This is a genomic window from Streptomyces sp. NPDC031497, assembly GCF_055580905.1.
On record NZ_JBVIKO010000048.1, the window covers coordinates 14,782 to 37,112 of the forward strand.

A 22,331-nucleotide genomic window follows, 5' to 3' on the forward strand; every position below is an offset into this window, starting at 1 on the left:
GGGGTCAGGAGGAGACGGGTTCGGGTTCGCTGCCCGGGATGCCGATCCCGCCTCGGGCGCGGGCGGCCTGCGGGCCGTGGACGACGGCCACGATGCCGAGTCCGACAGCGGTGCCGAGCAGTTGCGCGGCGATGAACGGGGGGACGGAGGCGGGCGCGATCCCGGCGAAGGTGTCGGTGAAGGCCCGGCCGACGGTCACCGCCGGGTTCGCGAACGACGTGGAGGAGGTGAACCAGTAGGCGGCCCCGATGTAGGAGGCCACCGCGGCCGGGGCGAGCGCGGTGCGGCCGATCCTGGTCAGGCCGAGGACCAGCAGGGTCAGCCCGGCCGTGGCGACGACCTCGCTCAGCCACAGGTGTCCGGCGGAGCGGTCGTGGGTGGAGAACTTCACCGGCGGCTCGCCGAACATCGCGTCGGCCAGGACCGCGCCGCCGATCGCCCCCGTGATCTGGGCGGGCACATACGCGGCGACGTCCCGCAGGGTGAACCCGTCCGACGTACGGCGTTCGGTGAACCAGACGGCGAGGGTGACGGCCGGGTTGAGGTGCGCGCCGGAGACCGGCCCGAAGACGGTGATCAGCACGCCCAGGCCGAAGACCGTGGCGAGGGAGTTGGCGAGCAGTTGTACGCCGGCGTCGTGCGACAGGCCGGCGGCCTGGATGCCGGAGCCGACCACCACCGTCACGAGAAGCCCGGTCCCGATCGCCTCCGCGGCGACCCGGCGGCCGAGCGGGATGTTCACGCGTCGGCTCCGGCAGTCCTCGGGGTGGTCAGGAACGCGGCGAGCCGGTCCAGTGCGCCCGGCAGCGCCCAGTAGTACACCCACGTGCCGCGACGCTGGCAGTCGATGAGACCGGCCTGCCGCAGGAGCTTGAGGTGGTGGGAGATCGTCGGCTGGGACAGGTCGAAGGCCGGGGTCAGCTCGCACACGCAGACCTCGCCGACCCTGCCGACTTCGCCGCCCTCGCCGCCCTCGCCGCCCTCGCCGCCCTCGCCGCCCTCGCCGCGCGAGGCAATCATCGACAGCAGCCGCAGCCGGACAGGGTCGCCCAAGGCCTTGAAGACCTTCGCCAGGTCGACCGCCTGAGCCTCGTTCAGCGGCGCGGCAGACAGACCCGGGCAGCAGGCGGTGTCCTGGCCGATCACCTCAAGCACTTGTTTCGACATGCCTCTATGTTGACGTTTTTCGATCCAAGGCACAAGGTTGCATCAACGGATATCAATACAGGCCGTTCCGGGCCGTGCTGCGCCCGTTCCGGACCGTGCTGCGGCCCGTCACCTGGGAGTGAGTCATGAGCGAGCAGTCCACCGACCTGCGCGAGACCGTCCGCCGGCGGTACGCGGCGGCGGCCGTGAAGGTCACCGAGGGCGGCACCGCCTGTTGCGGGCCACAGCCGGTCGAGGTCGACGAGAACTTCGGCTCGGCCCTGTACGCCGCCGACGAGCGCGACGCGCTGCCCGCCGAGGCGGTCGCCGCCTCGCTCGGCTGCGGCAACCCCACCGCCGTCGCCGAACTGCGCGAGGGCGAAAGCGTTCTCGACCTCGGCTCCGGCGGCGGTATCGACGTCCTGCTCTCCGCCCGCCGCGTCGGCCCGACCGGCATCGCGTACGGACTGGACATGACCGAGGAGATGCTCGCGCTCGCCCTCGCCAACGCGGAGAAGGCGGGCGCGACGAACGTGGAGTTCCTCAAGGGCACCATCGAGGCGATCCCGCTTCCCGCGAACACCATCGACGTCGTGATCTCCAACTGCGTGATCAACCTGTCCACCGACAAGCCGACCGTGTTCGCCGAGACCTTCCGCGTACTCAAGCCCGGCGGCCGGATCGGCGTCTCGGACGTTGTCGCCGACGACACCCTCGACGCCGAACAGCGGGCCGAGCGCGGCGACTACGTCGGCTGCATCGCCGGAGCCCTGTCCTTCGCCGAATACCGCCGGGGACTGGAAGCGGCCGGCTTCACGGGCGTCGAGATCACTCCGACGCACTCCGTGGCCGACGGCATGCACTCCGCCCTCATCCGCGCGGCCAAGCCCACCACCTCCACCGTCCCGGAGACCGCCGTGACGTCGTCGGCGGACGCCTCCTGCCGCGGCGTCACCACGTGCTGCACGCCGACCGAGCAGGCAGCCGCCCCGTCCACCGCCGTCGATACGGCCACGGGCGCCGCCGGATGCGCCTGCCGAAGCTGACCACTCGCACGCGCCAACCGCCCAGGAGCCTTCACGGTCTACGTGTGGTGCTCGTGTCGTACGTGTCCTGGTGGTGTCGGATCTCGGTGCGGTGTTCGGCGCTCCAGGCCGCCAGGTGCTGGATGGCGGAGAACAGGGAGGCGCCGAGGTCGGTGAGGGAGTACTCGACGCGGGGCGGTACCTCCGCGTAGGCCGTGCGGTCGACCAGCCCGCTGCGCTGGAGGCGCTTGAGGGTGAGGGTGAGCATGCGCCGGGAGATGGCCGGGATCGCGGTGTCGAGGTCCGAGTAGCGGGCGTCGCCGGCCGCAAGGACGCCGATGACCAGCATGCTCCACTTGTCACCCACCAGGTCGAGGATCTCGCGGATGAAGTCCGTGTCCCACTCGTCCCAGCGCGCGCACGGGCCCGGGAGACGCAGTACGTTCACCCGCGCCTCGCCGGTGAAGGGCGCCCGGCCCTCGTCGCCCGCGTCGCCCTCGCCGTTGCTCATCGATGACGCCCTTCGGATGTCCCTCAGGAACATAGACATACCTTTTGTAACCCTTGTCGCGTTCCTGCACAGTGGGGCGCGCACCAGGCGTCAACGCACTGGTCGAAGCGGCTGAGCCGCGCGCACAGGACGGCAACCGCCGGGCCCTTCAGGCGTATTCCCGCCTCGTCGCCTCCGGCCCCGCCTGCCACGTCGGCGCCGCACCCTCACGAACGAAAGGATGTGCCTGGCCATGGAAGGGCTCAAGGACAAGGTCTTCATCGTCACCGGCGGCGGATCGGGCATCGGCGCGGTCACCGTACAGCGGCTGCTGGCCGAAGGCGCCCGGGTGACCGCCGCCGGCACCAACCCCGACAAGCTGGCGCGGACCCGCGAGCAGGCGGCGGACGCGGCCGATCGGCTGCTCACGGTCCAGTTCGACCTCCGGGACGCGGACTCCATCGCCTCCCTGGTCGCCCGGACCACCGACCACTTCGGACGGCTCGACGGCGTCGCCAACGTCGCCGCCGCCGTCAGCGCGGACCTCATGACCCGCGACCAGGGCGTCGACACCATGGACCCCGAGGTGTGGGCCGAGATGATGCGGATCAACGTCACCGGCACGGGGCTCGTGATCCGCGAGAGCCTGCCCGCGCTGGTCGCCGCGGGCGGCGGCTCGATCGTGAACATCTCCTCCCTGGCGGCATGGCAGCGGGAGTCGTGGCTCGCCGCGTACGCCTCGTCCAAGATCGCCCTGCACGCGCTCACCCGCCACACCGCGCACGAGTGGGGCCCGAAGAACATCCGGGTCAACGCCGTCGCCCCCGGCGTCGTCCTCACCGAGATGGTCCGCACCGGCACGCCTCCCGAGATCCGCAAGGCCCTGCTGGAGAAGACCGCGCTGCCGCGGCTCGGCGAACCCGAGGACCTCGCCTCCATGATCGTCTTCCTGCTGTCCGCGGAGGCCAGTTGGATCACCGGCCAGATCCTGTCGGTAGACGGCGGCGTGACCATGCGCGAGTAGCGCTGCCGGCGGCCTGCTGCCAGGGCCTGCTGCCGGCTGCCGCAACCCGGATCACCCCTCCCTGCACCTCCCCGCCGCACCTCCCTGCCCTCGCCGCCACCGTCCAGGGCCCCGCGGCCTGAACCCCGATCCCCGGCACGCTCCGAGCGGAGGCGTTCCGGTGCCGGGTGGCGGGCAGGGACGGCCCGCCACCCGGCGTGTCCCGCGGGCAAGGCGTACGGAAAGCCGAGGCGTACGGAACGACGCGGCGATCCGGGCCACCGCAGTCGGCCGTCGGCGGCGGTCCGGCAGCTCCCCGGCGCTCCCCTCACGCGTCCCTCACTCGTCGATGGCCGTCGACGCGCGCACACGAGGGGACTGTCGCTTGCAAGAGGGGACTGTCCGTCAGGCCGGGGTTCGGGGCCTCTGAGGTGGCGTTCGAGGTGGACGGGGTGTGGGCGGACTTCTGCCGGGTCCGCAGGGCCACCAGCGTGGCGAGGCCGGCCGCCGCCGCTCCGGCGAGCATCGCGGCGCGGTCGCCGACCGCCATGCTGCTGTGGCCGGTTCGGTCCACCGCGTCGGCGATGGCGGGAAGCAGCGCCGCTCCCAGCGCGGCACCCAGCTGGCGGCTCATGTTGACCACGCCGCCCACCAGACCCTGGTCGCGGTCGGCGACGCCGCTGCTGGCGGTCACCATGCTTCCGAACGCCGTCCCGGCGGTGCCGAACCCGACCAGGACCACTGCCGCGAGCGGCGGACGGTAGCCGCCGCCCGTCGGGAGCTGGGTCAGGATGAGGAAACCGGCGGTGGCGGCCAGGGCGGTCAGCACCAGGACCCGCTGGATCCCCACGCGTCGCGCCAGCCGGGCACCCAGCAACCCGGTCGCCAGGCCGACGACGCCCTGCGGGGCGATCACCAGACCGGCCGCCAGCGGGGACATGTGCAGGACTTCCTGGAGGTACACGGAGAGCACCAGCATCTCCCCGCCGTTCCACAGGCCGAGCAGCATCATCAGGGCGCCGGCACTGCGCAGCCCTCGGGTGCGCAGCAGCGAGAGCCGCACGAGCGGATCGGCCCGCCGTTGCTCGACGGCGAAGAACGCCACGGCCGCCAGGGCCGAGAGCCCGAGCGGCACCAGCACGCCGGCGGATCCCACACTGGTGACCCCGGCCTGGGAGACCGCGAAGACCAGCGCGGCGACGGCTCCCGTGATGAGCGTCGCGCCGACGGTGTCCAGGTGCCGCCCGGCCCGGGGCAGCCTCGACTCGTGCAGGAGACGGGGGGCCAGCAGCAGGGCGGCCAGCCCCACCGGGACGTTCACCAGGAACACCGAGCGCCAGCTGAAGAACTCCACCAGGACACCGCCGAGCACCTGTCCGGCGACGAAGCCGACCGACGCCGTCGCCCCGTACAGGCCCAGCGCGCGGGTGCGCCGGGGGCCTTCGGGGAAGCCCGTGGTGATCAGGGAGAGCGCGGCGGGCGCGACCATCGCGGCGCCACAGCCCTGCAGCGTGCGGGACAGGATCAGGAGCAGCGGATCGTGCGCGAGCCCGCCGGACAGCGACGCGGCGGTGAAGACGCCGATCCCGGCCATGAACAGGCGCCGCCGCCCGTAGAGATCCCCGGCGCGGCCGCCGAGGATCAGCAGCCCGCCGAAGGTGATCGCGTAGGCCGTGACCACCCACTGCACCGAAGCGGCCGAGATGCCCAGCTCGTGCTGGATCGACGACAGCGCGACGTTCACGATGCTGAAGTCGAGCACCACCATGAAGGACGCGACGAGGATCAGCGCGAGTCCGAGCCGTTGGAGCCCGGCGGCAGGGGCGGGGGCCGGCGTGCCTGCCACCGGGGTCGTGTCCCCGGGGGGCCGTGTCGGGCCGTTCGCCGGGTCACTTCGGGTGGCCGGCCCAGTTGCTGCGGTCATCACCGGGGTCCTCTCCTGTGGGGTTCCCGCACAGGCCCTGCGCGGTCCCTGCGCGGTCCCTGCGCGGTCCCTGCGTGGTCCCTGCGTGGTCTCTGCGGTCTCTGCGCAGGGACCACGCCGAGCCTGTACGGGGCTGTTCAGGCGGCGGTGTACACCGCGGCCAGATCGTCGTCGGCGTGGCTCAGCGCGGCGTGCCGCCAGCGGGGCAGCAGCGCCTGGGTGAGCGCGAGTTCGGTACCGCCGGCCTGCGCGGCCTGCACCGCCAGCTCGGCGTCCTTGAGCGCGTGCTTGAGCGCGAACGCGGGGGTGAAGTCACCGGTCAGCATGGCGGTGGCCTTCTGCACGGCGTACGGCGACCCGAGCGGCGTCGACTGCAGCAGGTCCACGATCGCCGTCGGGTCCAGACCGAGCCGGCGGGCGAAGGAGAGAGTCTCCGCGGTGGTCTCGGCAAGGTCGACGAGCCAGTTGTTGAGCACCAGCTTGGCGCTGGTGCCGGCGCCGGCCGGGCCCAGCCAGACGGTGGCCCTGCCGACCGCGCCGAACACCGGCGCGAGGACGTTCCGCATCCGGTCCGGGCCGCTGGCCAGCACGATGAGCTGCCCGGCCCGGGCCGGACCCTCGCTGCCGGAGACCGGGGCGTCCACGAACGTCATCCCGTGGCGGGCGGCGATGCGGCCGAGCCGGGCCGTCCAGTCGACTCCGACGGTCGCCATCTGCACCCAGACCAGCCCGGGTGCGTCGGCCAGGAATCCGTCGGGCCCGGTGGCCGCCTGTGCGGTGGCGGGACCGTCGGCCAGCATGGTGACGAGGATCCCGGCGCCCCGGACGGCCTCCACCGGACTGGCTGCCACGGCGGCGCCCGCGCCGGTGAGGAGTACGGCGCGGTCGGCGGACCGGTTCCACACCCGTACGTCGAAACCGGCGCGGGCCAGATTGGCGGCCATCGGACCGCCCATCCGCCCGGTGCCCACGAACGCGATCGGCGGCGTCGACGCGGCGGGGTGGCGACCGGGGCGGTCGGAAGCGGTGTCCTGTCGTGCGGTCGGGTGGGTGCTCATGGCGTTCCCTCCGGCGGTGGTGGGGTTGGTACTTCGACCCTCGCAGCCGCGGAAAGCCGCTGGTAGTGGCCTCACCCTTGCCGGGATACAAGCCGGACTTGTACCGGATCACAGGCATCGACGGCCGGACACCGGGACGACCGAACCGGACAACGGCCACTCCCGAACCGGACCACGGCCACTTCCGAACCGGACCACGGCCACTCCCGAACCGGACCGCGACCGCTCCCGGGCCGGTCCGAGCCGGGAGACGGGCCGGTCCGAGCCGGGAGACGGGCCGGGCCGAGCCGGGAGACGGGCCGGTCCGAGCCGGGAGACGGGCCGGTCCGAGCCGGGAGACGTGGCCTGCGCACGGGGCCGACGACGGCAGCGCCGGTCAGACCGCCGACGGCAGCCCCGGTCAGTGGGTCCGGCCGCCGCGTCGCTCCTGGTGCCGGCGGGTCAGGATGTGGGCGATCAGGTCGCGGGCCGCGCCGCTGGGTGGGGCGGTAGCGCCGTCCCAGACGGCGCGCAGGGTTCGGCGCAGGTCGAGTTCCGGTGTCTGTACGCGACGAGCCGACCGCCGGCCAGGTCGTCGGCGACGGCGAGTTCGCTGATGACCGCGGGCGCCGCACCGGCCAGCGCGGCCGAGCGGATCGCCGCGGTGGTGGACAGCGACAGCGCCGCGGGGGCCTGCGGGGCACCGGGGCCGAGTACGGCGGTCAGCGCGGCGGTGAAGGTGTCCCGGGTACCGGAGCCGCTCTCCCGGCTCACCAGCGGGGTGCCGGCCAGCTCGGCGGCGCTGACGGGACGCCCGTGTGCCCACGGGTGACCTGGAGCGACGACGACCGTGAGCCGGTCGTGGCCGATGGCCCTGCCGTGCAGCCCGGCGGGTTCGTGCGGGCCCTCGGTGAAGCCGATGTCGGCGATGCCCTCGGTGACATGGGTGATGACCATGGCGGTGTTGGCGTAGGTCAGGACGATCTCCGGAGCGTGCCTGCCCTGCGGGGTCTCCGCGCGGAAGGACGCCAGCCAGCCGGGCAGGAGCATCTCGGAGATGGTCGAACTGGCGCTGACCCGCAGCCGGGACCGCTGGCCGGCCCGCAGTGCCGTGATCCCGGCGTCCATTTCGGCCGCGACGTCCAGCAGCCGGGCGGCCCACTCCGCGATCATGACGCCTTCGACGGTCAGGCTGGACCCGCGAGGAGTCCGGTGCACGAGGGTGACCCCGGTCTGCGCCTCCATCGCGCGGATCCGCGCCGACACCGCCTGCTGGCTCACCCCGGCCTTGCGGGCGACGCCGTTCAGGCTGCCTTCCCGGGCGACCCCGAGCAGGAGTTCCAGCGCGGCCAGGTCGGGGACATGCGTGCTGAGCATCGTCCCAGCCCTCCCAGCTGTGAGCCAGGGTTCTTGCCCCTCAAGCGTACGACCGCCGCCACGGCCCCCGCCCGTGGTGGCGGTCGGCCGTGGTGATCACTTGCCGGGCGAATCCTCGCGGGGCGCGACGATGTCCAGGACGGCCATCATGCCCATGTCCTCGTGGTCGAGGATGTGGCAGTGCAGCACGGTCTTCCCGGGCACACGACACAGGGCACGCGGCCACAGGGCGCGCGGCACAGGGCGCGCGGGTACAGGGCGCGCGGCCACAGGGTGCGGGACCGCCGCCATCCTGTGGCCGTCGCCGCAGCCGTCCCGCCCCGCCCGGCCTGGTCAGGACGGGGCGAGGCGGGACGGGGCGGGACGGGGCCCGTTCAGATGCTCAGTGCGATCGCGGCGCCGATGCCGCCCAGACCGAGCGCGACGGCGGCTGCGGACCAGCCGCCCGAGCGCCAGGGGAAGAACCGGTCGAGCGACACCCGGCCCGGGCCGATGGCGGCGAGAGCGAGGGCGACGATGCAGATGGAGACGCTGTACTCGACTCCGTTGTTCTGGATCCACAGGCCGTGGGCACCGCTCACGGTCACCATGGCGTTGATCATCACGCCGATGACGGCGGCGGCCGCCAGCGGGGTGAGCAGTCCGACCGCCAGACCGAGGCCCCCGCAGAGTTCGGAGAGACCGCCGATCACGGCGAAGACCTTGCCCGGGTGGTAGCCGAGGGCGTCGAAGCTCCTGCCGGTGGCCGCCAGGCCGGGCCCTCCGAAGATGCCGAACAGCTTCTGCGCACCGTGTCCGGCCAACAGCAGTCCGAAGGTCAGCCTGATCAGCAGCAGTCCGCACTCACCGGCGGACAGCCGGAGAGCCGGACCGGCGGCATGCGTCCCGCCCGGCGGGCCCGCGGCTGCCCCGGCCGGATCGGCGGGCCCGCGGACCTCCGTCACGGGGCCCGCGGGGGCGCGTGCCTGGGTCAGTGACAGGACATGAGTTCTACCGAAGGGGTGGAGATGCAGAGCACGCATGACAATGCCTTCACTGGTGGGAACGAGCCGGTCTGCCCGCCCTGCGGCGGGCCCTCCCCCACCACCCAGCATTGCGCTACTACCACACCATATCCACCGATATGTTGAAATAGGCATTATCTCGATCGCCGATAACGAGCATGGCGCACCTGGCGGCTACCAGGCGCGGTACGCGACGGGGACCCGAACGGCGGCGGAGAAAGGCATGGTGACGGATCGCCAGAAAGGCCGGGGCGCGCGTCGAACACAGCGCCGCGACAGCCGACGGGGGCGACTTTATGCCGAACGTTTGCGAGGTGAAACCGTCTTCTTGACCGTCGACTTCTTCGCCGCCGCTTTCTTGGCCGTGGACTTCCTGGCCGTGGACTTCTCTGCCGCCGCCTTCCCGGCCGCCGCCTTCCCGGCCGACGTCTTCGCGGCCGTCGACTTCTTCGCGGCCGTCGCCTTCTTCGCCGTCGTCCCCTTCGTCGCCGTCTTCTTCGCCGCCGCCCTCGGCCTCTTGCTCGGCATCGGCGTGACCTCCGCCGCCTCGCTCCGTGCCTCCTCGCCCCGCGACTCCTCGCCCCGCGACTCCTTCGCCGCGCGGACGCTCTTCTCCAGGGCCGCCATCAGGTCGAGCACCTTGCCGCCCTTCGCCGGTTCCGGGGCCTCCGGTGGGGCCTCGCCGGCCGCCTTCGCCGCGATGACCTCCTCCAGGGCCGCCCGGTACTCGTCGTGCAGGTCTTCCAGGTCGACCTCGCCGAGGGTGTCCATCAGGGCGTCCGCGAGGTCGAGTTCCTTGTCGCGGACGGTGACGTCGACGTCCGGGGCGACGCCCTCCGGGGCGCGGACCTCGTCCGGCCAGAGCAGGCCGTGCATGGCGATGGCGTCGCCGACCACCCGGAGCATGCCGAGGCGCTCCCGGCCGCGCAGCGCGTATTTCGCGATGGCCACCTTGTGGCTGCGTTTCAGGGCCTCACGCAGCAGGGTGTACGGCTTCGCGGCGGGGGCACCGGAGGCCGCCAGGTAGTACGCCGCGTCCATCTGGAGCGGGTCGATCCGGTCGGCCGGGACGAAGGCCACGATCTCGATGGTGCGGGCGGTGGGGATGGGCAGGTGGGACAGGTCGTCGTCGGTGACCGGGATGATCGTGCCGTCCGCGTCCTCGTACCCCTTGCCGATCTCCGACTGGGTGACCTCGCGGTCCTCCAGCTCACAGAACTTGCGGTAGCGGATCCGGCCGTTGTCCTCCGAGTGGACCTGCCGGAAGGAGATCGAGTGGCTCTCCGTGGCGTTGACCAGCTTGATCGGGATGCTGACGAGACCGAAGGAGATCGCGCCGTTCCAAATGGATCGCACCTGCGGCTTCCTTCCGTCCGGATACCCATCATTTGTATGAGTTCGTATGAGACTGTCATCGTATGACGCCGATCACAGAGGTGGACGGGCGGAGGATCGCGCTCAGCAACCTGGAGAAGGTGCTGTATCCGGCGACCGGGTTCACCAAGGGCGAGCTGCTGCACTACTACGCGACGTCGGCCGGGGTCCTGCTGCCGCATCTGCGGGACCGGCCGGTCTCGTTCCTCCGGTACCCGGACGGTCCTGACGGCCAGGTGTTCTTCGCCAAGAACGTGCCGCCGGGTACGCCCGAGTGGGTCACCACCGCCGAGGTGCGCCGGTCGGAGGGGGCGGCCCGGATGGTGCTGGTGCAGGACCTGCCGAGCCTGATGTGGGCGGCGAACCTGGTCACCGAGTTCCATACGCACCAGTGGCTGGTGCGGACACCGGACGAGGCCGACCGGATCGTCTTCGACCTGGACCCCGGGGCTCCGGCGACGGTGGTGGAGTGCTGCGAGGTCGCGCTGTGGCTGCGGGAGCGGCTGGCCGCGGACGGGATCGAGGCGTACGCCAAGACGGCCGGGTCGAAGGGGCTGCATCTGCTGGCGGGGGTGCGGGGGGCGTCCAGCGAGCGGGTGAGCGAGTACGCGAAGGGGCTGGCGGTGGAGGCGGAGCGGGCACTGCCGGGGCTGGTGGTGCACCGGATGACGCGGAGCCTGCGGCCGGGGAAGGTGTTCGTGGACTGGAGCCAGAACGCGGGGCGGAAGACCACGGCGACCCCGTACACGGTCCGGGCGCGGCGGGAGCCGATGGTGTCGGCGCCGGTGACCTGGGAGGAGGTCGCGGAGTGCCGGCGGGCGGAGGACCTTGGGTTCCGGGCCGGGGACATGGCGGGGCGGGTCGAGGAGTACGGGGACCTGCTGGCGCCGCTGCTGGACGCGGGGCGGGCGGCGCCGCTGCCGTGAAACGCGGAACCGTGAACCGTGAACGTGAAACGCAGAACAGGAAAGGGGGGCTCTCGCGGGCCGGACGGCCCGGAGTTACACCCTTCCCCACGTGGTGCGGTCCCGCGCCATCGCGTGCAGTGCCTCGACGTCCGCCGGTTTGAGGACTCCGCCCAGGCGGGAGAGGCCCTCCAGGTCCCGGTCGCGGAGGACGCGGACCTCGCGGGGCGGGGCCGTCAGCACGACGTCCGCCGGGTCGGTCAGGGCCAGGACCGGGTGGACCTCGGCCGTCAGGGCGTAGGAGGCCCGGGCGGCGTCCGCGCACAGGCGGCGCAGCAGCGGCTGGGGGTCGCGGCGGCCCAGGGTGACCATCGGGTCGGCGACCAGGACCTTCTGCTTGCGGGCGTAGAGCGCGTACACGCAGAAGAGGCCGCCGGGGCCGATCAGCAGATGGTGGAGTCGGTCGCCGCCGGGGAGCGGGACGGAGTGCAGGGTGTGCCAGCCGGCGCCGTCCAGACGGTCCAGGGCTTCGCCGACGGTCTGCTCGGCGGTCAGGGCGCGGCGGCGCGGGTCGGGGCGGAGGCGGTGGGCCGGGCCGGGGTCCCGGTCGAGAGCGATCAGCAGCGCCTCGCCGGGGCGGTTGGGCGCGAGGTCGTCGTCGGGGTGCAGGGTCAGCCGCGCCAGTTCGGCGGGCGTGGGCACCGGTGGCGGACCGATCGTGACCGGGCCGGTCAGGAACGGCCGCAGGGTTTCGAGTACGTCGTCCTGGCGCTCCTCGCTGAGCAGGTTGACCCGGCCCGCCTCACGGTCGTACCAGGCGATGTTCCGTCCGTCCGTGAGGCAGACATACAGCCGTTCCTGGCCCCGGCGCCAGGTCGGCACGACGCGCAGTCCGGTCATCGCGGCATCACCCCTCGACCATGGGAACAGGCGGGGTGCTCCGCGGGCAAGAACCCCGCTACCTTTGACAGGGGGTTGGCGCGTGCAGTGGGGAGGCGCCGGTGCGGATCCATGGGGAGCAGTACGACGTTCCGGCTGCGGACAGCCCGTGGAGCGAGGTGCTGCCCGGGCTGTGGATGGGCGGCCACGAGTTCCGGGGGCGTGCGGGGCGGCTGGAGTCCGCTGTCGTGCGGGACGAGTTCGATCTGGTGCAGAGTCTGCTGCGGGTGCCCGGGCACGGGCCGGACACCGGGGTCGAGCATCAGGTGTGGCCGATTCCCGACGGGCCGCTGGACGGCACCCAGTTGGCGGGCGTGATGCGGCTCGCGCGGGCCGCCAGCGAGGCCCTGGACGCCGGGCGGTCGGTACTGGTGCGCTGCCACAGCGGGTACAACCGGTCGGGGCTGGTGGTCGCGCAGGCGCTGGTGCACCGGGGGCGTACGGCCGAGGAGGCGATACGGCTGGTGCGGGCCCGGCGCTCGCCCTGGGCGCTGCACAACGAGTTGTTCGTCGCCTACCTGCGGGCCGGGCTTTCCACCGCCCGGCTCCTTGAGGAACTCGCCGAGTAGCCTCTTCCCCGCACCGGCCACCCCGAAGTGCAAAAAGGACTTCCCTACGAATCTGCGAATAAGGTGTGCGGGGCCCGACACCCACCCCCCCGAACCGCCCAGGAGCAGCGTGCCGACCCGTCGTCCCGTCCGTACCGCCCTCGCCGCGGCCGCCGTCGCCCTGCTGGCGACGGCGGTGGCCGGCTGCGGCGACTCCGGCGGGCTCCAGAAGGCCGGAGCCACCCCGACCGCGGTCAGCCCCGTGAAGCTCTGGCCCGACCTGCGGCCGGCGGCCAGTCCGGCGTGGCCCTACGACGAGGGCAGCGCGCAGACCGTCAAGGGCGTCACGGTTCCCGGCGACGACATCCGCGGGGTCGACCCGGTGGCCGTCGTACGGGCGGAGATCGCCTCGGACTCGGCGGACTACGGGTCCAAGGGCGCGTACCACGAGACCACGAACCGGATGAAGGAGTGCGCGGCCGGGGGCGCCGGGGCGCGGTGTCCGCTGCTCAAGCCCTACTACCGGGATCTGACCGGGGACGGGCGGGACGAGCTGACGCTCGGCTTCCGGCTGTATCCGACCAACCAGACCGCGCTGCGCGTGTACACCGTCGAGCAGCACCGGCTGGTGCAGGTGCTGGAGGACAACGACGCGATCATCGGCGTCGAGCTGGCCGGGCGGACCGTCATCGTGCGGTCGCCGGCCGGGATCACCGGGTACGAGTACCGGACGACCTGGGCGTGGGATCCGGAGCAGAAGGCGATGGTGTTCTCCCGGGACGAGTTCCTGCGCACCGGCAAGGCCCGGCACAGCCGCACGCCAACCCCCTCCGCCCCGGTCTCCGCCCCCCTCTCCCCCGCTGCCTCCGGCGCTGCGAGTGCGCGGTGAGGCTCCCCCACTGGGCCGGGACGCTCGCGGCGAAGTCGGCCGTGTTCATCACGGTGATGTGCTGTGCGCTGGCCGCGCTGCTCGGCGTGCTCGTGCATGTGTCGGTCACCGACCAGACCGTCGCGCAAGCCCGTGACCAGGCACTCTCCCGGCTCGCTGACGCGACGACCGCATACCAGGCGGGCGATGCGCTGCTGCCTGGCTCCGCGATCGACCCGGTGGGGCTGCCGCCGCGGCTGCGGGCGCTGGCGGTGACCGGGGAGCGCGGCACGATGGTCGCCCGGGACGGGGGTCGTCCCACGATGTGGGCGGCGGGCCCGGCCGACCGGAACCAGGCGCTCGCGGTGGCCGTCGACTACTCCCAGCAGACCCGTACGATCGCCGGCCTCGACCGCTCCATCGTCTGGTCGTCGGCCCTCGCCATCGGGGCGACGCTGCTGGTCGGGGCATTCGCGGTGACCCGGGTGACCCGGCGGCTGCACGGCACCGCGCAGGTGGCCCGGCGGATCAGCGCCGGGGACCTGGACGCGCGGGTGCACGACCCCCGGACGAAGGATCCGAGCCGGCCGCAGGACGAGGTGGCCGCGGTCGCCGCGGCGCTGGACGGCATGGCCGCGTCGCTGCAGAGCAAGCTGCTCAGCGAGCAGCGGTTCACGGCCGACGTGGCGCACGAACTGCGGACTCCGCTGACCGGGCTGCACGCTGCGGCGGAACTGCTGCCTCCGGGGCGGCCGACGGAACTGGTGCGGGACCGGGTCGCCGCGCTGCGCACGCTCACCGAGGACCTGCTGGAGATCTCCCGCCTCGACACCGGCCGGGAGCGGCTGGAGACCGACGCGGAGGCCCTGGGCGCGCTGGCCGAGCGGGTGGTGCGGATGTCCGGGACGGAGACCGAGGTGAAGGTCGTACGGGACGTGTGGGTGGAGACGGACCGGCGGCGGCTGGAACGGGTACTGGGGAACCTGGTCGCCAACGCGCACCGGCACGGGCGGGCGCCGGTGGTGCTGACGGTGGAGGGCAAGGAGGTCACCGTACGGGATCACGGGGGCGGGTTTCCCGAGTACCTGCTGGCCCACGGCCCCCAGCGGTTCCGGACGGAGGGCGGGACCAAGGGGCACGGGCTGGGGCTGACGATCGCGGCGGGGCAGGCGGAGGTGCTGGGCGCGCGGCTGTCGTTCGCCAACGCGATCGACGGCGGGGCCGTGGCGGTTCTGACGCTCCCTTAGGGGTGGCGAGGGTGCGATCGCGACCGCGAGTGCGTCGTGGCTGACCGCGCAGTTCCCCGCGCCCCTTCAGGTGGGACCGGTGCACCTGCCAGAAGGGGCGCGGGGCTGTGTCGATACGCGGCTCCGCCGCGTGGGCGCGAGCAACCCCCCCGGCCGGCACGTGCCACACCACCCGAGCCGCCCCCCGGCCGCACGCCACGCTGGGGCAAGCCAACACATCACACACTTCCCACTATGTGGGTAAGTTCCGGACATGACCAAGGCCGGAACCACCCTCACGGCGTCCGCGGCCCCGGCCGCCCCCGTGCGTCTCCCCCGGCGCCGTGGCATCGAACTCGCCCTGCTCGTGCTGGCCGTGCTGCTCTCCGTGTACGGCTACTGCGCGGTCGGCTTGGCCCGGACCGGCACCGTGCCGCCCGGCGCCGCCGGTTACGGCGCCGGCCTCGGCGTCCTCGCGCTCGTCGCCCATCTCGCCGTACGCTTCCGCGCGCCGTACGCCGACCCGCTGCCGCTGCCGATCGGCGTGCTGCTCAACGGACTCGGCCTGGTCCTGATCTACCGGCTGGACCTGGGGACCCCCGGCGACCGGGCGGCCCCCGCCCAACTCGTCTGGTCCACCCTGGGCGTCGGCCTGTTCATCATGGTCGTGCTGATGCTGCGCGACCACCGCCTCCTCCAGCGCTACTCCTACGTCTGTGTCGCCGCCGCGCTCGTCCTGCTGCTGCTCCCGATCTTCTTCCCGGCCGTCAACGGCGCCCGGATCTGGATCCGGATCGCCGGATTCTCCATCCAGCCCAGCGAGTTCGCGAAGGTGCTGCTCGCGGTGTTCTTCGCCGCGTACCTGGCCGCCAACCGCAACGCGCTCGCCTACGCCGGCCGCCGGCTGTGGTTCATGCAGTTCCCGACCGGGCGGGTGCTCGGCCCGATCGTCACCATCTGGCTGGTGAGCGTCGGCGTCCTGATCCTCGAACGCGACCTGGGCACGTCCCTGCTCTTCTTCGGCCTCTTCGTCGTCATGCTCTACGTCGCCACCGGGCGCACCGGCTGGATCGCCGTGGGCCTGCTGCTCGCGGTGCTCGGCGCGGTCGCCGTCGGCCATCTGGAACCGCATGTCCACGGCCGGATCGAGGACTGGCTGCACCCCTTCGCCTCGATCGACGCCGGGCAGGGGCCGAACCAACTCGCCCAGTCCCTCTTCGCGTTCGCCGCCGGCGGGGTGCTGGGCACCGGACTCGGCCTCGGCCACTCGATCCTGATCGGCTTCGCCACCAAGTCGGACTTCATCCTGGCCACCGCGGGCGAGGAACTCGGCCTCACCGGCCTGTCCGCGATCTTCCTCCTCTACGGCCTGCTCGTCGAGCGCGGCTACCGGGCCGGCCTCGCCCTGCGCGAGCCCTTCGGCCGGCTGCTCGCGGTCGGGCTCGCCTCGATCGTCGCGCTCCAGGTGTTCGTCATCGCGGGCGGGGTGACCGGACTGATCCCGCTGACCGGCATGGCGATGCCGTTCCTCGCCCAGGGCGGCTCCTCGGTCGTCACCAACTGGGCGATCGTGGCGCTGCTGATCCGGGTGAGCGACTCGGCCCGCCGCCACTACGACGGACAGGTGGCCCCATGAGCCGGCGCGACCGCCAGGGCACCGGCATGGCCAGGTACATCCGGCGGGCCCGGGCCTTCTGCGCCCTGCTGCTCTTCGCCCTGCTCGTCAACGCGGCCCGCGTCCAGGTGGTCCGGTCCCACGCCTACGACGACAACCCCGCCAACCGCCGCACCACCATCGCCCGTTACGGCCTGCCGCGCGGCGACATCCTGGTCGGCGGCGAGCCGGTCACCGGCTCCAGGGACAGCCGGGAACAGCTCCGCTACGAACGCACCTACCCGCAGGGTCCGTTGTACGCCCCGGTGACCGGCTTCGCCTCGCAGCTGTACGGCACCACGTTCCTGGAGCATGCCGAGGACGGGCTGCTCTCCGGCACCGACCCACTGCTGTCGCCGTTCCCGCTGTGGAACGACACCAGCCGCTCGCAGAACCCGGGCGGGAACGTCGTCACGACCCTGAACCGGTACGCGCAGGAGGCCGCCTTCCGGGGCCTTGGCACCCGTAAGGGCGCGGTGGCCGCGATCGAACCGTCGACCGGCCGGATCCTCGCCCTGGTCTCCACCCCGTCGTACGACCCCTCCGAGCTGTCCGGCAACGGCGAGGCGGTGGCCTCGGCCTGGGCGCGCCTGAACGACGACCCGGAGAAGCCGATGCTCAACCGTGCGGTACGGCAGACGTATCCGCCGGGGTCGACCTTCAAGGTCGTGACGGCGGCCGCTGCCCTTGACGCGGGCGTGGTCACCGACCTGGACACGCCGACCGACTCCCCCGACCCCTACCGGCTGCCGGGCACCACGACCCGGCTGACCAACGAGGGGGACGGCTGCGGGGACGCCTCGCTGCGGGCGGCCTTCGAGTGGTCCTGCAACACGGTCTTCGCGAAGCTGGGCGTGGATGTGGGGGTCGCGGACATGACGGCGACGGCCCAGGCGTTCGGCTTCAACGACACGCACCTGCGCATCCCCTTCGCCACCGCGCCGAGCACCTTCGACACGAGCGTGGACAAGGCGCAGCTGGCGCTGTCGTCGATCGGGCAGTACAACACCCGCGCCACCCCGCTGCAGATGGCGATGGTCGCGGCGGCGGTGGCCAACGGCGGGATGGCACGGCCGCCGTATCTGGTGGAGCGGACCGTGCGGCGGACCGGCGAGACCGTCGGCACGGGCGGCGCCGGGCCGGTCCGGCAGGTGATGAGCCCCTCGACGGCCGTCCGGATGAAGGAGCTGATGACGGACGTGGTGGAGGAGGGCACCGGGTCCAACGCGGCGATCCGCGGCGCCACGGTCGGCGGCAAGACCGGCACCGCGCAGCACGGCCTGGGCAACTCCGGGGTGCCGTACGCCTGGTTCGTGTCCTGGGCACAGGCGGACACCGACCTGGAGCCGAAGGTGGCGGTGGCCGTGGTGGTGGAGGACGCGGCGGCCGACCGGGGCGACATCAGCGGGGGCGGGGACGCGGCGCCGATCGCCAGGGCGGTGATGCGGGCGGTCCTGGGGCTCTGAGGCGGGCCGGGCGGACGGGGCCCGGTAGACGCGGAGTCAACAAGTCGTGCGCGGGGGATTGACCACCTTGCTGACAAGCGGTCTCATAAGAGCCGACGGCAACGTACCCCCGGGTAACGAGGTGAGGGAGCCATGACGACCCTGACGGAAGCGGACGCGGTCGACGGACTGCGCGACGCGCTCGGCCTGCTCAAGGACCGCGAGCAGGTGGCCGAACGGCTGCTCGTCTCCTCCGCGAAGCACTCCTTCGACCCGGACAAGGAGCTGGACTGGGACGCGCCCTTCGAGGACGGCAAGTGGTTCTGGCCGCCGGAGCTGGTGTCGCTCTACGACACGCCGATGTGGAAGCGCATGTCCGAGGAACAGCGGATCCTGCTCTCGCAGCACGAGGCCGCGGCCCTCGCCTCGCTCGGCATCTGGTTCGAGCTGATCCTGATGCAGCTGCTCGTGCGGCACATATACGACAAGGCAGCGACGAGCGCGCACGTGCGCTACGCGCTGACCGAGATCGAGGACGAGTGCCGGCACTCGAAGATGTTCGCGCGCCTGATAGCCCGCGGTGACGCGCCCTGGTACCCGGTGAGCCGGGCCCACCTCACCCTGGGCCGCCTGTTCAAGACGATCTCGACCACGCCCGGCTCCTTCACGGCCACGCTGCTCGGCGAGGAGGTTCTGGACTGGATGCAGCGGCTGACCTTCCCCGACGAGCGGGTGCAGACCCTGGTCCGGGGGGTCACGCGTATCCACGTGGTCGAGGAGGCCCGGCACGTCCGGTACGCCCGCGAGGAGCTGCGCCGGCAGATGGTGACGGCGCCCCGCTGGTCCCAGGAGTTCACCCGGGTCACCTCCGGCGAGTTCGCGCGGGTGTTCTCGGTGGCCTTCGTCAATCCCGAGGTCTACACCAACGTGGGCCTGGACCGGCGGGAGGCGGTGGCGCAGGTGCGGGCGAGCGGCCACCGGCGGGAGGTCATGCAGAGCGGCGCGAAGAAGCTGACGGACTTCCTGGACGACATCGGCGTTCTCCGGGGAGCCGGCCGACGGCTGTGGAAGAGCTCGGGGCTGCTGGCCTGAGTGCCGGGTCTCAGGTCACAGTCGGAGCCGTCGGCTGCAGGACGCCGAAGCCCTCGTCCGGACCCTCCGTCGCCGCCTTCGGGATCACCGGAGGTGTGTAGTGGCCCAGGGGCCGGGACCTCGGATCCGGGCGTACCGCGCCCAGGATGGGGTTGGCCGCGATCGGGGAGACCTTGATCCTCGCGCCGGGCCGGGGGGCCTGGACCACCCTGCCGTCGCCCAGGTAGAGCGCCACGTGGGTGGCTTCGGGGAAGTAGACGACCAGGTCACCCGGGCGCAGCTGGTTCAGCGGGACGTGCGGCAGGTCGGCCCACTGCTGCTGGCTGGTGCGCGGGATGGGGGTGCCGGCGTGGTCCCAGGCCTGCGAGGTCAGGCCCGAGCAGTCGTACGACGTCGGGCCCTGCGCGCCCCACTGGTACGGCTTGCCCAGCTGCCGCACCGCGTAGCGCACCGCGCGGTCGCCCTCCTGGGACGGGGGCGGGGTGGTGGCGCTCAGGGCGCCGGACGCGGTGAGTTTCCGCTGCGCGTCCGCCGTGTTGGTCCGCTCCAGGTCGGCCAGGGCGGTCAGCTGGGCGGGGGTGAGGGAGGCCAGCATGCGCTCCACCTCGGACAGTCGGCCCTGGACCTGGTCGCGCTGCTTCTTCTGCCCCTCGGCGAGGGCGAGCCGGGTGTCCAGCGCCTTGCGGGCCTTGCGGGCCAGGTCTGTCTGCCGCTCCTCGTCGTCCACGAGACGCCCCACCGTGTGGGCCCGTTCGCGCGCCAACTGCCCGATGACATGGCCCTCGTCGAGCGCGTGCTGGGGGTCGCGGGCGAGGAGCAGCCGTAGGTACGGGGAGAGACCGGTGACACTCTGGTACTGCTGGCGGGCCAGCCGGCCCGCCTCGGCCTTGCTGGAGTGCAGGGAGAGCCGGGACTCGGCCAGCTCGTCGTCCAGCCGGTCCACCTCGGCGCGCTGCCGCCTCAGCCGTTCCTCGGTCGCGTTGTAGGCCTCGGTGGCCTGCTCGGTCTGCCGGTACAGCCCCTGAAGGTCCGTCAGCAGTTCGGCCACCGGACGCTCGGGGTCGGGCGCGGCGAGTGCGGGCCCGGGCGCGAGGACGGCCTGGGCCGCCACCGCGGCCATACAGGCCAGGCGCAGGAACCTTCCTGACACGTCATCACCTCCGATGCGGGACGGCCTCTCCGTACCGCATCGTGATAATCGGACATGCAGGTTTAATCCGCGCAGCGATGGTGGGCTTGTCGGCCCAGCCCTTTCACCCGTCCGTGTCATCCGGCTTGCGGAGCGGCGTGGTGTCCGGTGCGGAGGTCTGGTCCGGGTCCGGATCCGGGTCCGGCTTCGACCACGGCCACTTCGGACCTCCGCCGCCGCCCTTGCCCGTGGGGTCGTACGCGTACTTCCAGCCCTGGGTCAGCCCCAGGCGCTTGCTCTGTCCACGGGGGACGCGCCGGTAGACCAGGACGGTGGGCTTGCCACCGGCCGGGTCCGGGACCGGGATGCGGTACGTCTTCGGGGGATGACCGGTCATGCCCAGCAGTACGGGGAGCACGCGCCCGTCCATGGGTCCGCCCTCGAAGGGGGTGTCCTGACTCTTCACGGCACCAGTTTCAGCCATCCGCCGCGAGGGCGTCGACGAGGGCGGCCGTCTGCGGGTCGCGGCGCGCGGTGACGCTCAGCACGGCGACGAACTGGTCCACCAGCCAGTCGCGCAGCTCGTCGGTGGGCGGCTGCTTGTCCTCGTCGAGCCAGATCAGGGAGGCCGCCTCGACGGCGGTGATCCACATGCGGACGGTCATGCGCAGCCGGGGTCCGGGGTCGGTGATGCCGAGGTGGCTGAGAATGTGCTGCGCCGCGGCCCGTCGTACGCCGTCCACGGTCGCCGTCGTCCGCGAGGTCTCCACCACGCTGCCGCCCTGGAGCAGGGCGCTGAAGCCGGCGTCGTGCTGGTCGACGAAGGCGAGGTAGCGGTCGAGGGCGCGGGAGAGGCGGGGCAGCAGGGGGCCCGTACGGGGTTCGTCGAAGCAGTGCTCCAGCTCCTCGGCGGCCGTCCTGAGCGCGGCCTCGTAGAGCTGCTGTTTGCCGCCGGGGAAGTACCGGTACACCAGCGGGCGGGAGACCCCGGCCGCCTCCGCCACGTCGTCGAGGGAGACGTCCTCGGGGACGCGGTGCGCGAAGAGGGAGAGGGCCGCTTCGAGAAGCTGGCTGCGCCGCTCCTCGACGGACAGCCTGCGGTAGGCGGGGGTGGCGGCCTGCGGGGTCATGAGTGCAGCGTATGCGCTCCGCTGGGGGCGCCGCGATGGGCGTCGTGCCGCGATGGGCCGTCGGTCGGGTGCGGCGCCGTTGTGGCTGGTCGCGCAGTTCCCCGCGCCCCTAAGGGGCGCTGCCGCGCCCCCGCACTCAGGCGGCGCCGGCCACCGATGCCAGGCAGGCCTCTGTCTTCTCCGGCTCGGAGAAACCAGTGGGCCGTCATCCCCTGGGTTGGGCAGCTGTCCACACAGCCGCCCAGCCACCACAAGGGGGGAGACAAAACCCGCGCTCAGGCTCAGAGGCAACTTGAGAGGGTCCAACTGATCAGTTACGACCGGTCCAACCGCCGATGCGACCAAGCAGGCGCCAGGCAGGCCGCTCCTGCCGTCGGCCCACATGTCTCCTCGTCTCCCATGACAGTGCGCTGCTGCCGTAGTTGCGGGTTGACAGGCTGTTCACTCTGCTCTCAACCTCGCGGAGATGCCTGCCAATACGCTGAATGCCCTGATTGCAGTCCCTCAGCCAGAGGAGACCCAGCAGGACGGTGGCACCCGCAAGATACAGATTGGGCTTGTGCAGCGAGAGCCCGCCTGTCGAGAGGAGAGCTGCGATCACTCCCGAAAAGCCGAGTATCTCCATCCTTGACGCCACGCGCTGCGCTATCTCGGCCCGCAACGACTCGTACTCCCGCATGAGTAAGTCGATGATCTGAGCGTCCCGCTCTACTCTGCTCTGCTGCCTCACTGTCTTCCCCCCGGATCATCCGCGCATCCTTGAGCCCTGGATTCCCTGGACGGTCGCACACGAACCCCGGCCAACTGCCGTAGAGGCCGGCCGAGGCAGCGCACCAAGCTGCACTAAAGATCACCCTTTGACCGAGCGTGGCCCCTCTCACACACGGTCGCCATACCCGTGTGTCTGTAAGCACTTGTTTTGGGGTCTGGCACAAGTTCCGTGACCCGGTTGCTGACCGTGATGTCAGCGGCATGTGTTGAGATGACGGGACTCTGTTCGCCGACTTGCTGGGAG

Annotated in this window: 23 protein-coding genes; 9 read left to right on the plus strand and 14 right to left on the minus strand. The window is 72.2% G+C overall.

Features of this window, described 5'->3' with window-relative positions; genetic code table 11:
* Positions 1-4: 4 nt before the first annotated feature.
* Positions 5-742 carry an aquaporin gene (locus ACZ5K7_RS47145; RefSeq protein WP_468924642.1) on the minus strand — a complete coding sequence of 246 codons (738 nt, stop codon included), beginning with the start codon at positions 740-742 and terminating at the stop codon, positions 5-7.
* The gene (locus ACZ5K7_RS47150) at positions 739-1,167 is read right to left on the minus strand and encodes an ArsR/SmtB family transcription factor (protein WP_468924644.1); all 429 of its coding nucleotides are present in this window, start codon (positions 1,165-1,167) and stop codon (positions 739-741) included. Before ACZ5K7_RS47150 ends, ACZ5K7_RS47145 begins: the two co-directional genes overlap by 4 nt.
* A gap of 125 nt (positions 1,168-1,292) precedes the next feature.
* On the opposite strand from ACZ5K7_RS47150, the gene arsM reads away from it, so the two are divergent.
* Positions 1,293-2,192 carry an arsenite methyltransferase gene (gene arsM, locus ACZ5K7_RS47155; protein ID WP_468924646.1) on the plus strand — a complete coding sequence of 300 codons (900 nt, stop codon included), beginning with the start codon at positions 1,293-1,295 and terminating at the stop codon, positions 2,190-2,192.
* A 31-nt stretch (positions 2,193-2,223) separates the two neighbouring features.
* On the opposite strand, the gene ACZ5K7_RS47160 is transcribed toward arsM, so the two are convergent.
* On the minus strand, positions 2,224-2,682 hold the full coding sequence (locus tag ACZ5K7_RS47160) for a winged helix-turn-helix transcriptional regulator (protein ID WP_468924648.1): 459 nt from the start codon (positions 2,680-2,682) through the stop codon (positions 2,224-2,226).
* A 232-nt stretch (positions 2,683-2,914) separates the two neighbouring features.
* Here ACZ5K7_RS47160 and ACZ5K7_RS47165 point away from each other — a divergent pair, with 232 nt between their 5' ends.
* Entirely contained in the window at positions 2,915-3,685 is a 771-nt protein-coding gene (locus tag ACZ5K7_RS47165) for an SDR family NAD(P)-dependent oxidoreductase (protein WP_468924650.1), read from the plus strand.
* 307 nt (positions 3,686-3,992) lie between these two features.
* On the opposite strand, the gene ACZ5K7_RS47170 is transcribed toward ACZ5K7_RS47165, so the two are convergent.
* The 6 genes from ACZ5K7_RS47170 to ku form a co-directional block, all read right to left on the minus strand.
* Positions 3,993-5,510 (minus strand): MFS transporter, encoded by a 1,518-nt coding sequence (locus ACZ5K7_RS47170; RefSeq protein ID WP_468924652.1) that lies wholly within the window; start codon positions 5,508-5,510, stop codon positions 3,993-3,995.
* Between the two features lie 215 nt (positions 5,511-5,725).
* The gene (locus ACZ5K7_RS47175) at positions 5,726-6,646 is read right to left on the minus strand and encodes an NAD(P)-dependent oxidoreductase (protein WP_468924654.1); all 921 of its coding nucleotides are present in this window, start codon (positions 6,644-6,646) and stop codon (positions 5,726-5,728) included.
* Between the two features lie 456 nt (positions 6,647-7,102).
* Positions 7,103-8,002: a LysR family transcriptional regulator gene (locus ACZ5K7_RS47180; protein WP_468924656.1), complete on the minus strand. Its 900-nt coding sequence runs from the start codon at positions 8,000-8,002 to the stop codon at positions 7,103-7,105.
* A 96-nt stretch (positions 8,003-8,098) separates the two neighbouring features.
* Positions 8,099-8,206 (minus strand): multicopper oxidase domain-containing protein, encoded by a 108-nt coding sequence (locus ACZ5K7_RS47185; protein WP_468924658.1) that lies wholly within the window; start codon positions 8,204-8,206, stop codon positions 8,099-8,101.
* Positions 8,207-8,376: 170 nt separating this feature from the next.
* The gene (locus ACZ5K7_RS47190; protein WP_351705262.1) at positions 8,377-8,859 is read right to left on the minus strand and encodes a DoxX family protein; all 483 of its coding nucleotides are present in this window, start codon (positions 8,857-8,859) and stop codon (positions 8,377-8,379) included.
* Positions 8,860-9,300: 441 nt separating this feature from the next.
* Positions 9,301-10,362 (minus strand): non-homologous end joining protein Ku, encoded by a 1,062-nt coding sequence (gene ku, locus ACZ5K7_RS47195; protein WP_468924660.1) that lies wholly within the window; start codon positions 10,360-10,362, stop codon positions 9,301-9,303.
* Positions 10,363-10,424: 62 nt separating this feature from the next.
* Between ku and ligD the strand changes: the two genes are divergently transcribed.
* On the plus strand, positions 10,425-11,306 hold the full coding sequence (gene ligD / locus ACZ5K7_RS47200; RefSeq protein WP_351705164.1) for a non-homologous end-joining DNA ligase: 882 nt from the start codon (positions 10,425-10,427) through the stop codon (positions 11,304-11,306).
* A gap of 75 nt (positions 11,307-11,381) precedes the next feature.
* Here the strand turns inward: ligD and ACZ5K7_RS47205 are convergent, their stop codons facing one another.
* Entirely contained in the window at positions 11,382-12,185 is an 804-nt protein-coding gene (locus ACZ5K7_RS47205) for a nuclease-related domain-containing protein (RefSeq protein ID WP_468924663.1), read from the minus strand.
* 176 nt (positions 12,186-12,361) lie between these two features.
* Between ACZ5K7_RS47205 and ACZ5K7_RS47210 the strand changes: the two genes are divergently transcribed.
* The 6 genes from ACZ5K7_RS47210 (at position 12,362) to ACZ5K7_RS47235 (ending at position 19,057) form a co-directional block, all read left to right on the plus strand.
* Positions 12,362-12,793 (plus strand): protein-tyrosine phosphatase family protein, encoded by a 432-nt coding sequence (locus tag ACZ5K7_RS47210; protein ID WP_450972698.1) that lies wholly within the window; start codon positions 12,362-12,364, stop codon positions 12,791-12,793.
* A 109-nt stretch (positions 12,794-12,902) separates the two neighbouring features.
* Positions 12,903-13,661: a hypothetical protein gene (locus ACZ5K7_RS47215; protein ID WP_468924665.1), complete on the plus strand. Its 759-nt coding sequence runs from the start codon at positions 12,903-12,905 to the stop codon at positions 13,659-13,661.
* A gap of 56 nt (positions 13,662-13,717) precedes the next feature.
* Positions 13,718-14,887, plus strand: a complete 1,170-nt coding sequence (locus ACZ5K7_RS47220; RefSeq protein WP_468924674.1) for an ATP-binding protein — start codon at positions 13,718-13,720, stop codon at positions 14,885-14,887.
* A 253-nt stretch (positions 14,888-15,140) separates the two neighbouring features.
* Entirely contained in the window at positions 15,141-16,502 is a 1,362-nt protein-coding gene (locus ACZ5K7_RS47225) for an FtsW/RodA/SpoVE family cell cycle protein (RefSeq protein ID WP_351705153.1), read from the plus strand.
* Between the two features lie 26 nt (positions 16,503-16,528).
* On the plus strand, positions 16,529-17,986 hold the full coding sequence (locus tag ACZ5K7_RS47230; protein ID WP_351705256.1) for a penicillin-binding transpeptidase domain-containing protein: 1,458 nt from the start codon (positions 16,529-16,531) through the stop codon (positions 17,984-17,986).
* A gap of 132 nt (positions 17,987-18,118) precedes the next feature.
* Positions 18,119-19,057: an AurF N-oxygenase family protein gene (locus ACZ5K7_RS47235; RefSeq protein ID WP_468924667.1), complete on the plus strand. Its 939-nt coding sequence runs from the start codon at positions 18,119-18,121 to the stop codon at positions 19,055-19,057.
* Between the two features lie 10 nt (positions 19,058-19,067).
* Here the strand turns inward: ACZ5K7_RS47235 and ACZ5K7_RS47240 are convergent, their stop codons facing one another.
* The 4 genes from ACZ5K7_RS47240 to ACZ5K7_RS47255 form a co-directional block, all read right to left on the minus strand.
* Complete coding sequence (locus ACZ5K7_RS47240; RefSeq protein WP_468924669.1) at positions 19,068-20,207, minus strand: C40 family peptidase; 1,140 nt, start codon at positions 20,205-20,207, stop codon at positions 19,068-19,070.
* A gap of 103 nt (positions 20,208-20,310) precedes the next feature.
* Positions 20,311-20,652 carry a hypothetical protein gene (locus ACZ5K7_RS47245; protein WP_351705144.1) on the minus strand — a complete coding sequence of 114 codons (342 nt, stop codon included), beginning with the start codon at positions 20,650-20,652 and terminating at the stop codon, positions 20,311-20,313.
* 10 nt (positions 20,653-20,662) lie between these two features.
* Positions 20,663-21,316, minus strand: coding sequence for a TetR/AcrR family transcriptional regulator (locus tag ACZ5K7_RS47250; RefSeq protein ID WP_468924671.1), 654 nt, complete (start codon positions 21,314-21,316; stop codon positions 20,663-20,665).
* A 310-nt stretch (positions 21,317-21,626) separates the two neighbouring features.
* On the minus strand, positions 21,627-22,046 hold the full coding sequence (locus ACZ5K7_RS47255; RefSeq protein ID WP_351705139.1) for a hypothetical protein: 420 nt from the start codon (positions 22,044-22,046) through the stop codon (positions 21,627-21,629).
* Between the last annotated feature and the right edge of the window lie 285 nt (positions 22,047-22,331).

What these genes read in the sequence shown, in the direction of transcription:
- ACZ5K7_RS47150 (WP_468924644.1), bottom strand. Translation starts at nt 1,167, where the DNA reads ATGTCGAAACAAGTGCTTGAGGTGATCGGCCAGGACACCGCCTGCTGC.
- ligD (WP_351705164.1), top strand. Translation starts at nt 10,425, where the DNA reads ATGACGCCGATCACAGAGGTGGACGGGCGGAGGATCGCGCTCAGCAAC.
- ACZ5K7_RS47175 (WP_468924654.1), bottom strand. Translation starts at nt 6,646, where the DNA reads ATGAGCACCCACCCGACCGCACGACAGGACACCGCTTCCGACCGCCCC.
- ACZ5K7_RS47210 (WP_450972698.1), top strand. Translation starts at nt 12,362, where the DNA reads ATGGGCGGCCACGAGTTCCGGGGGCGTGCGGGGCGGCTGGAGTCCGCT.
- ACZ5K7_RS47220 (WP_468924674.1), top strand. Translation starts at nt 13,718, where the DNA reads ATGTGCTGTGCGCTGGCCGCGCTGCTCGGCGTGCTCGTGCATGTGTCG.
- ACZ5K7_RS47235 (WP_468924667.1), top strand. Translation starts at nt 18,119, where the DNA reads ATGACGACCCTGACGGAAGCGGACGCGGTCGACGGACTGCGCGACGCG.
- ACZ5K7_RS47250 (WP_468924671.1), bottom strand. Translation starts at nt 21,316, where the DNA reads ATGACCCCGCAGGCCGCCACCCCCGCCTACCGCAGGCTGTCCGTCGAG.
- ACZ5K7_RS47160 (WP_468924648.1), bottom strand. Translation starts at nt 2,682, where the DNA reads ATGAGCAACGGCGAGGGCGACGCGGGCGACGAGGGCCGGGCGCCCTTC.
- arsM (WP_468924646.1), top strand. Translation starts at nt 1,293, where the DNA reads ATGAGCGAGCAGTCCACCGACCTGCGCGAGACCGTCCGCCGGCGGTAC.
- ACZ5K7_RS47205 (WP_468924663.1), bottom strand. Translation starts at nt 12,185, where the DNA reads ATGACCGGACTGCGCGTCGTGCCGACCTGGCGCCGGGGCCAGGAACGG.
- ACZ5K7_RS47165 (WP_468924650.1), top strand. Translation starts at nt 2,915, where the DNA reads ATGGAAGGGCTCAAGGACAAGGTCTTCATCGTCACCGGCGGCGGATCG.
- ACZ5K7_RS47225 (WP_351705153.1), top strand. Translation starts at nt 15,141, where the DNA reads ATGACCAAGGCCGGAACCACCCTCACGGCGTCCGCGGCCCCGGCCGCC.
- ACZ5K7_RS47180 (WP_468924656.1), bottom strand. Translation starts at nt 8,002, where the DNA reads ATGCTCAGCACGCATGTCCCCGACCTGGCCGCGCTGGAACTCCTGCTC.
- ACZ5K7_RS47230 (WP_351705256.1), top strand. Translation starts at nt 16,529, where the DNA reads ATGGCCAGGTACATCCGGCGGGCCCGGGCCTTCTGCGCCCTGCTGCTC.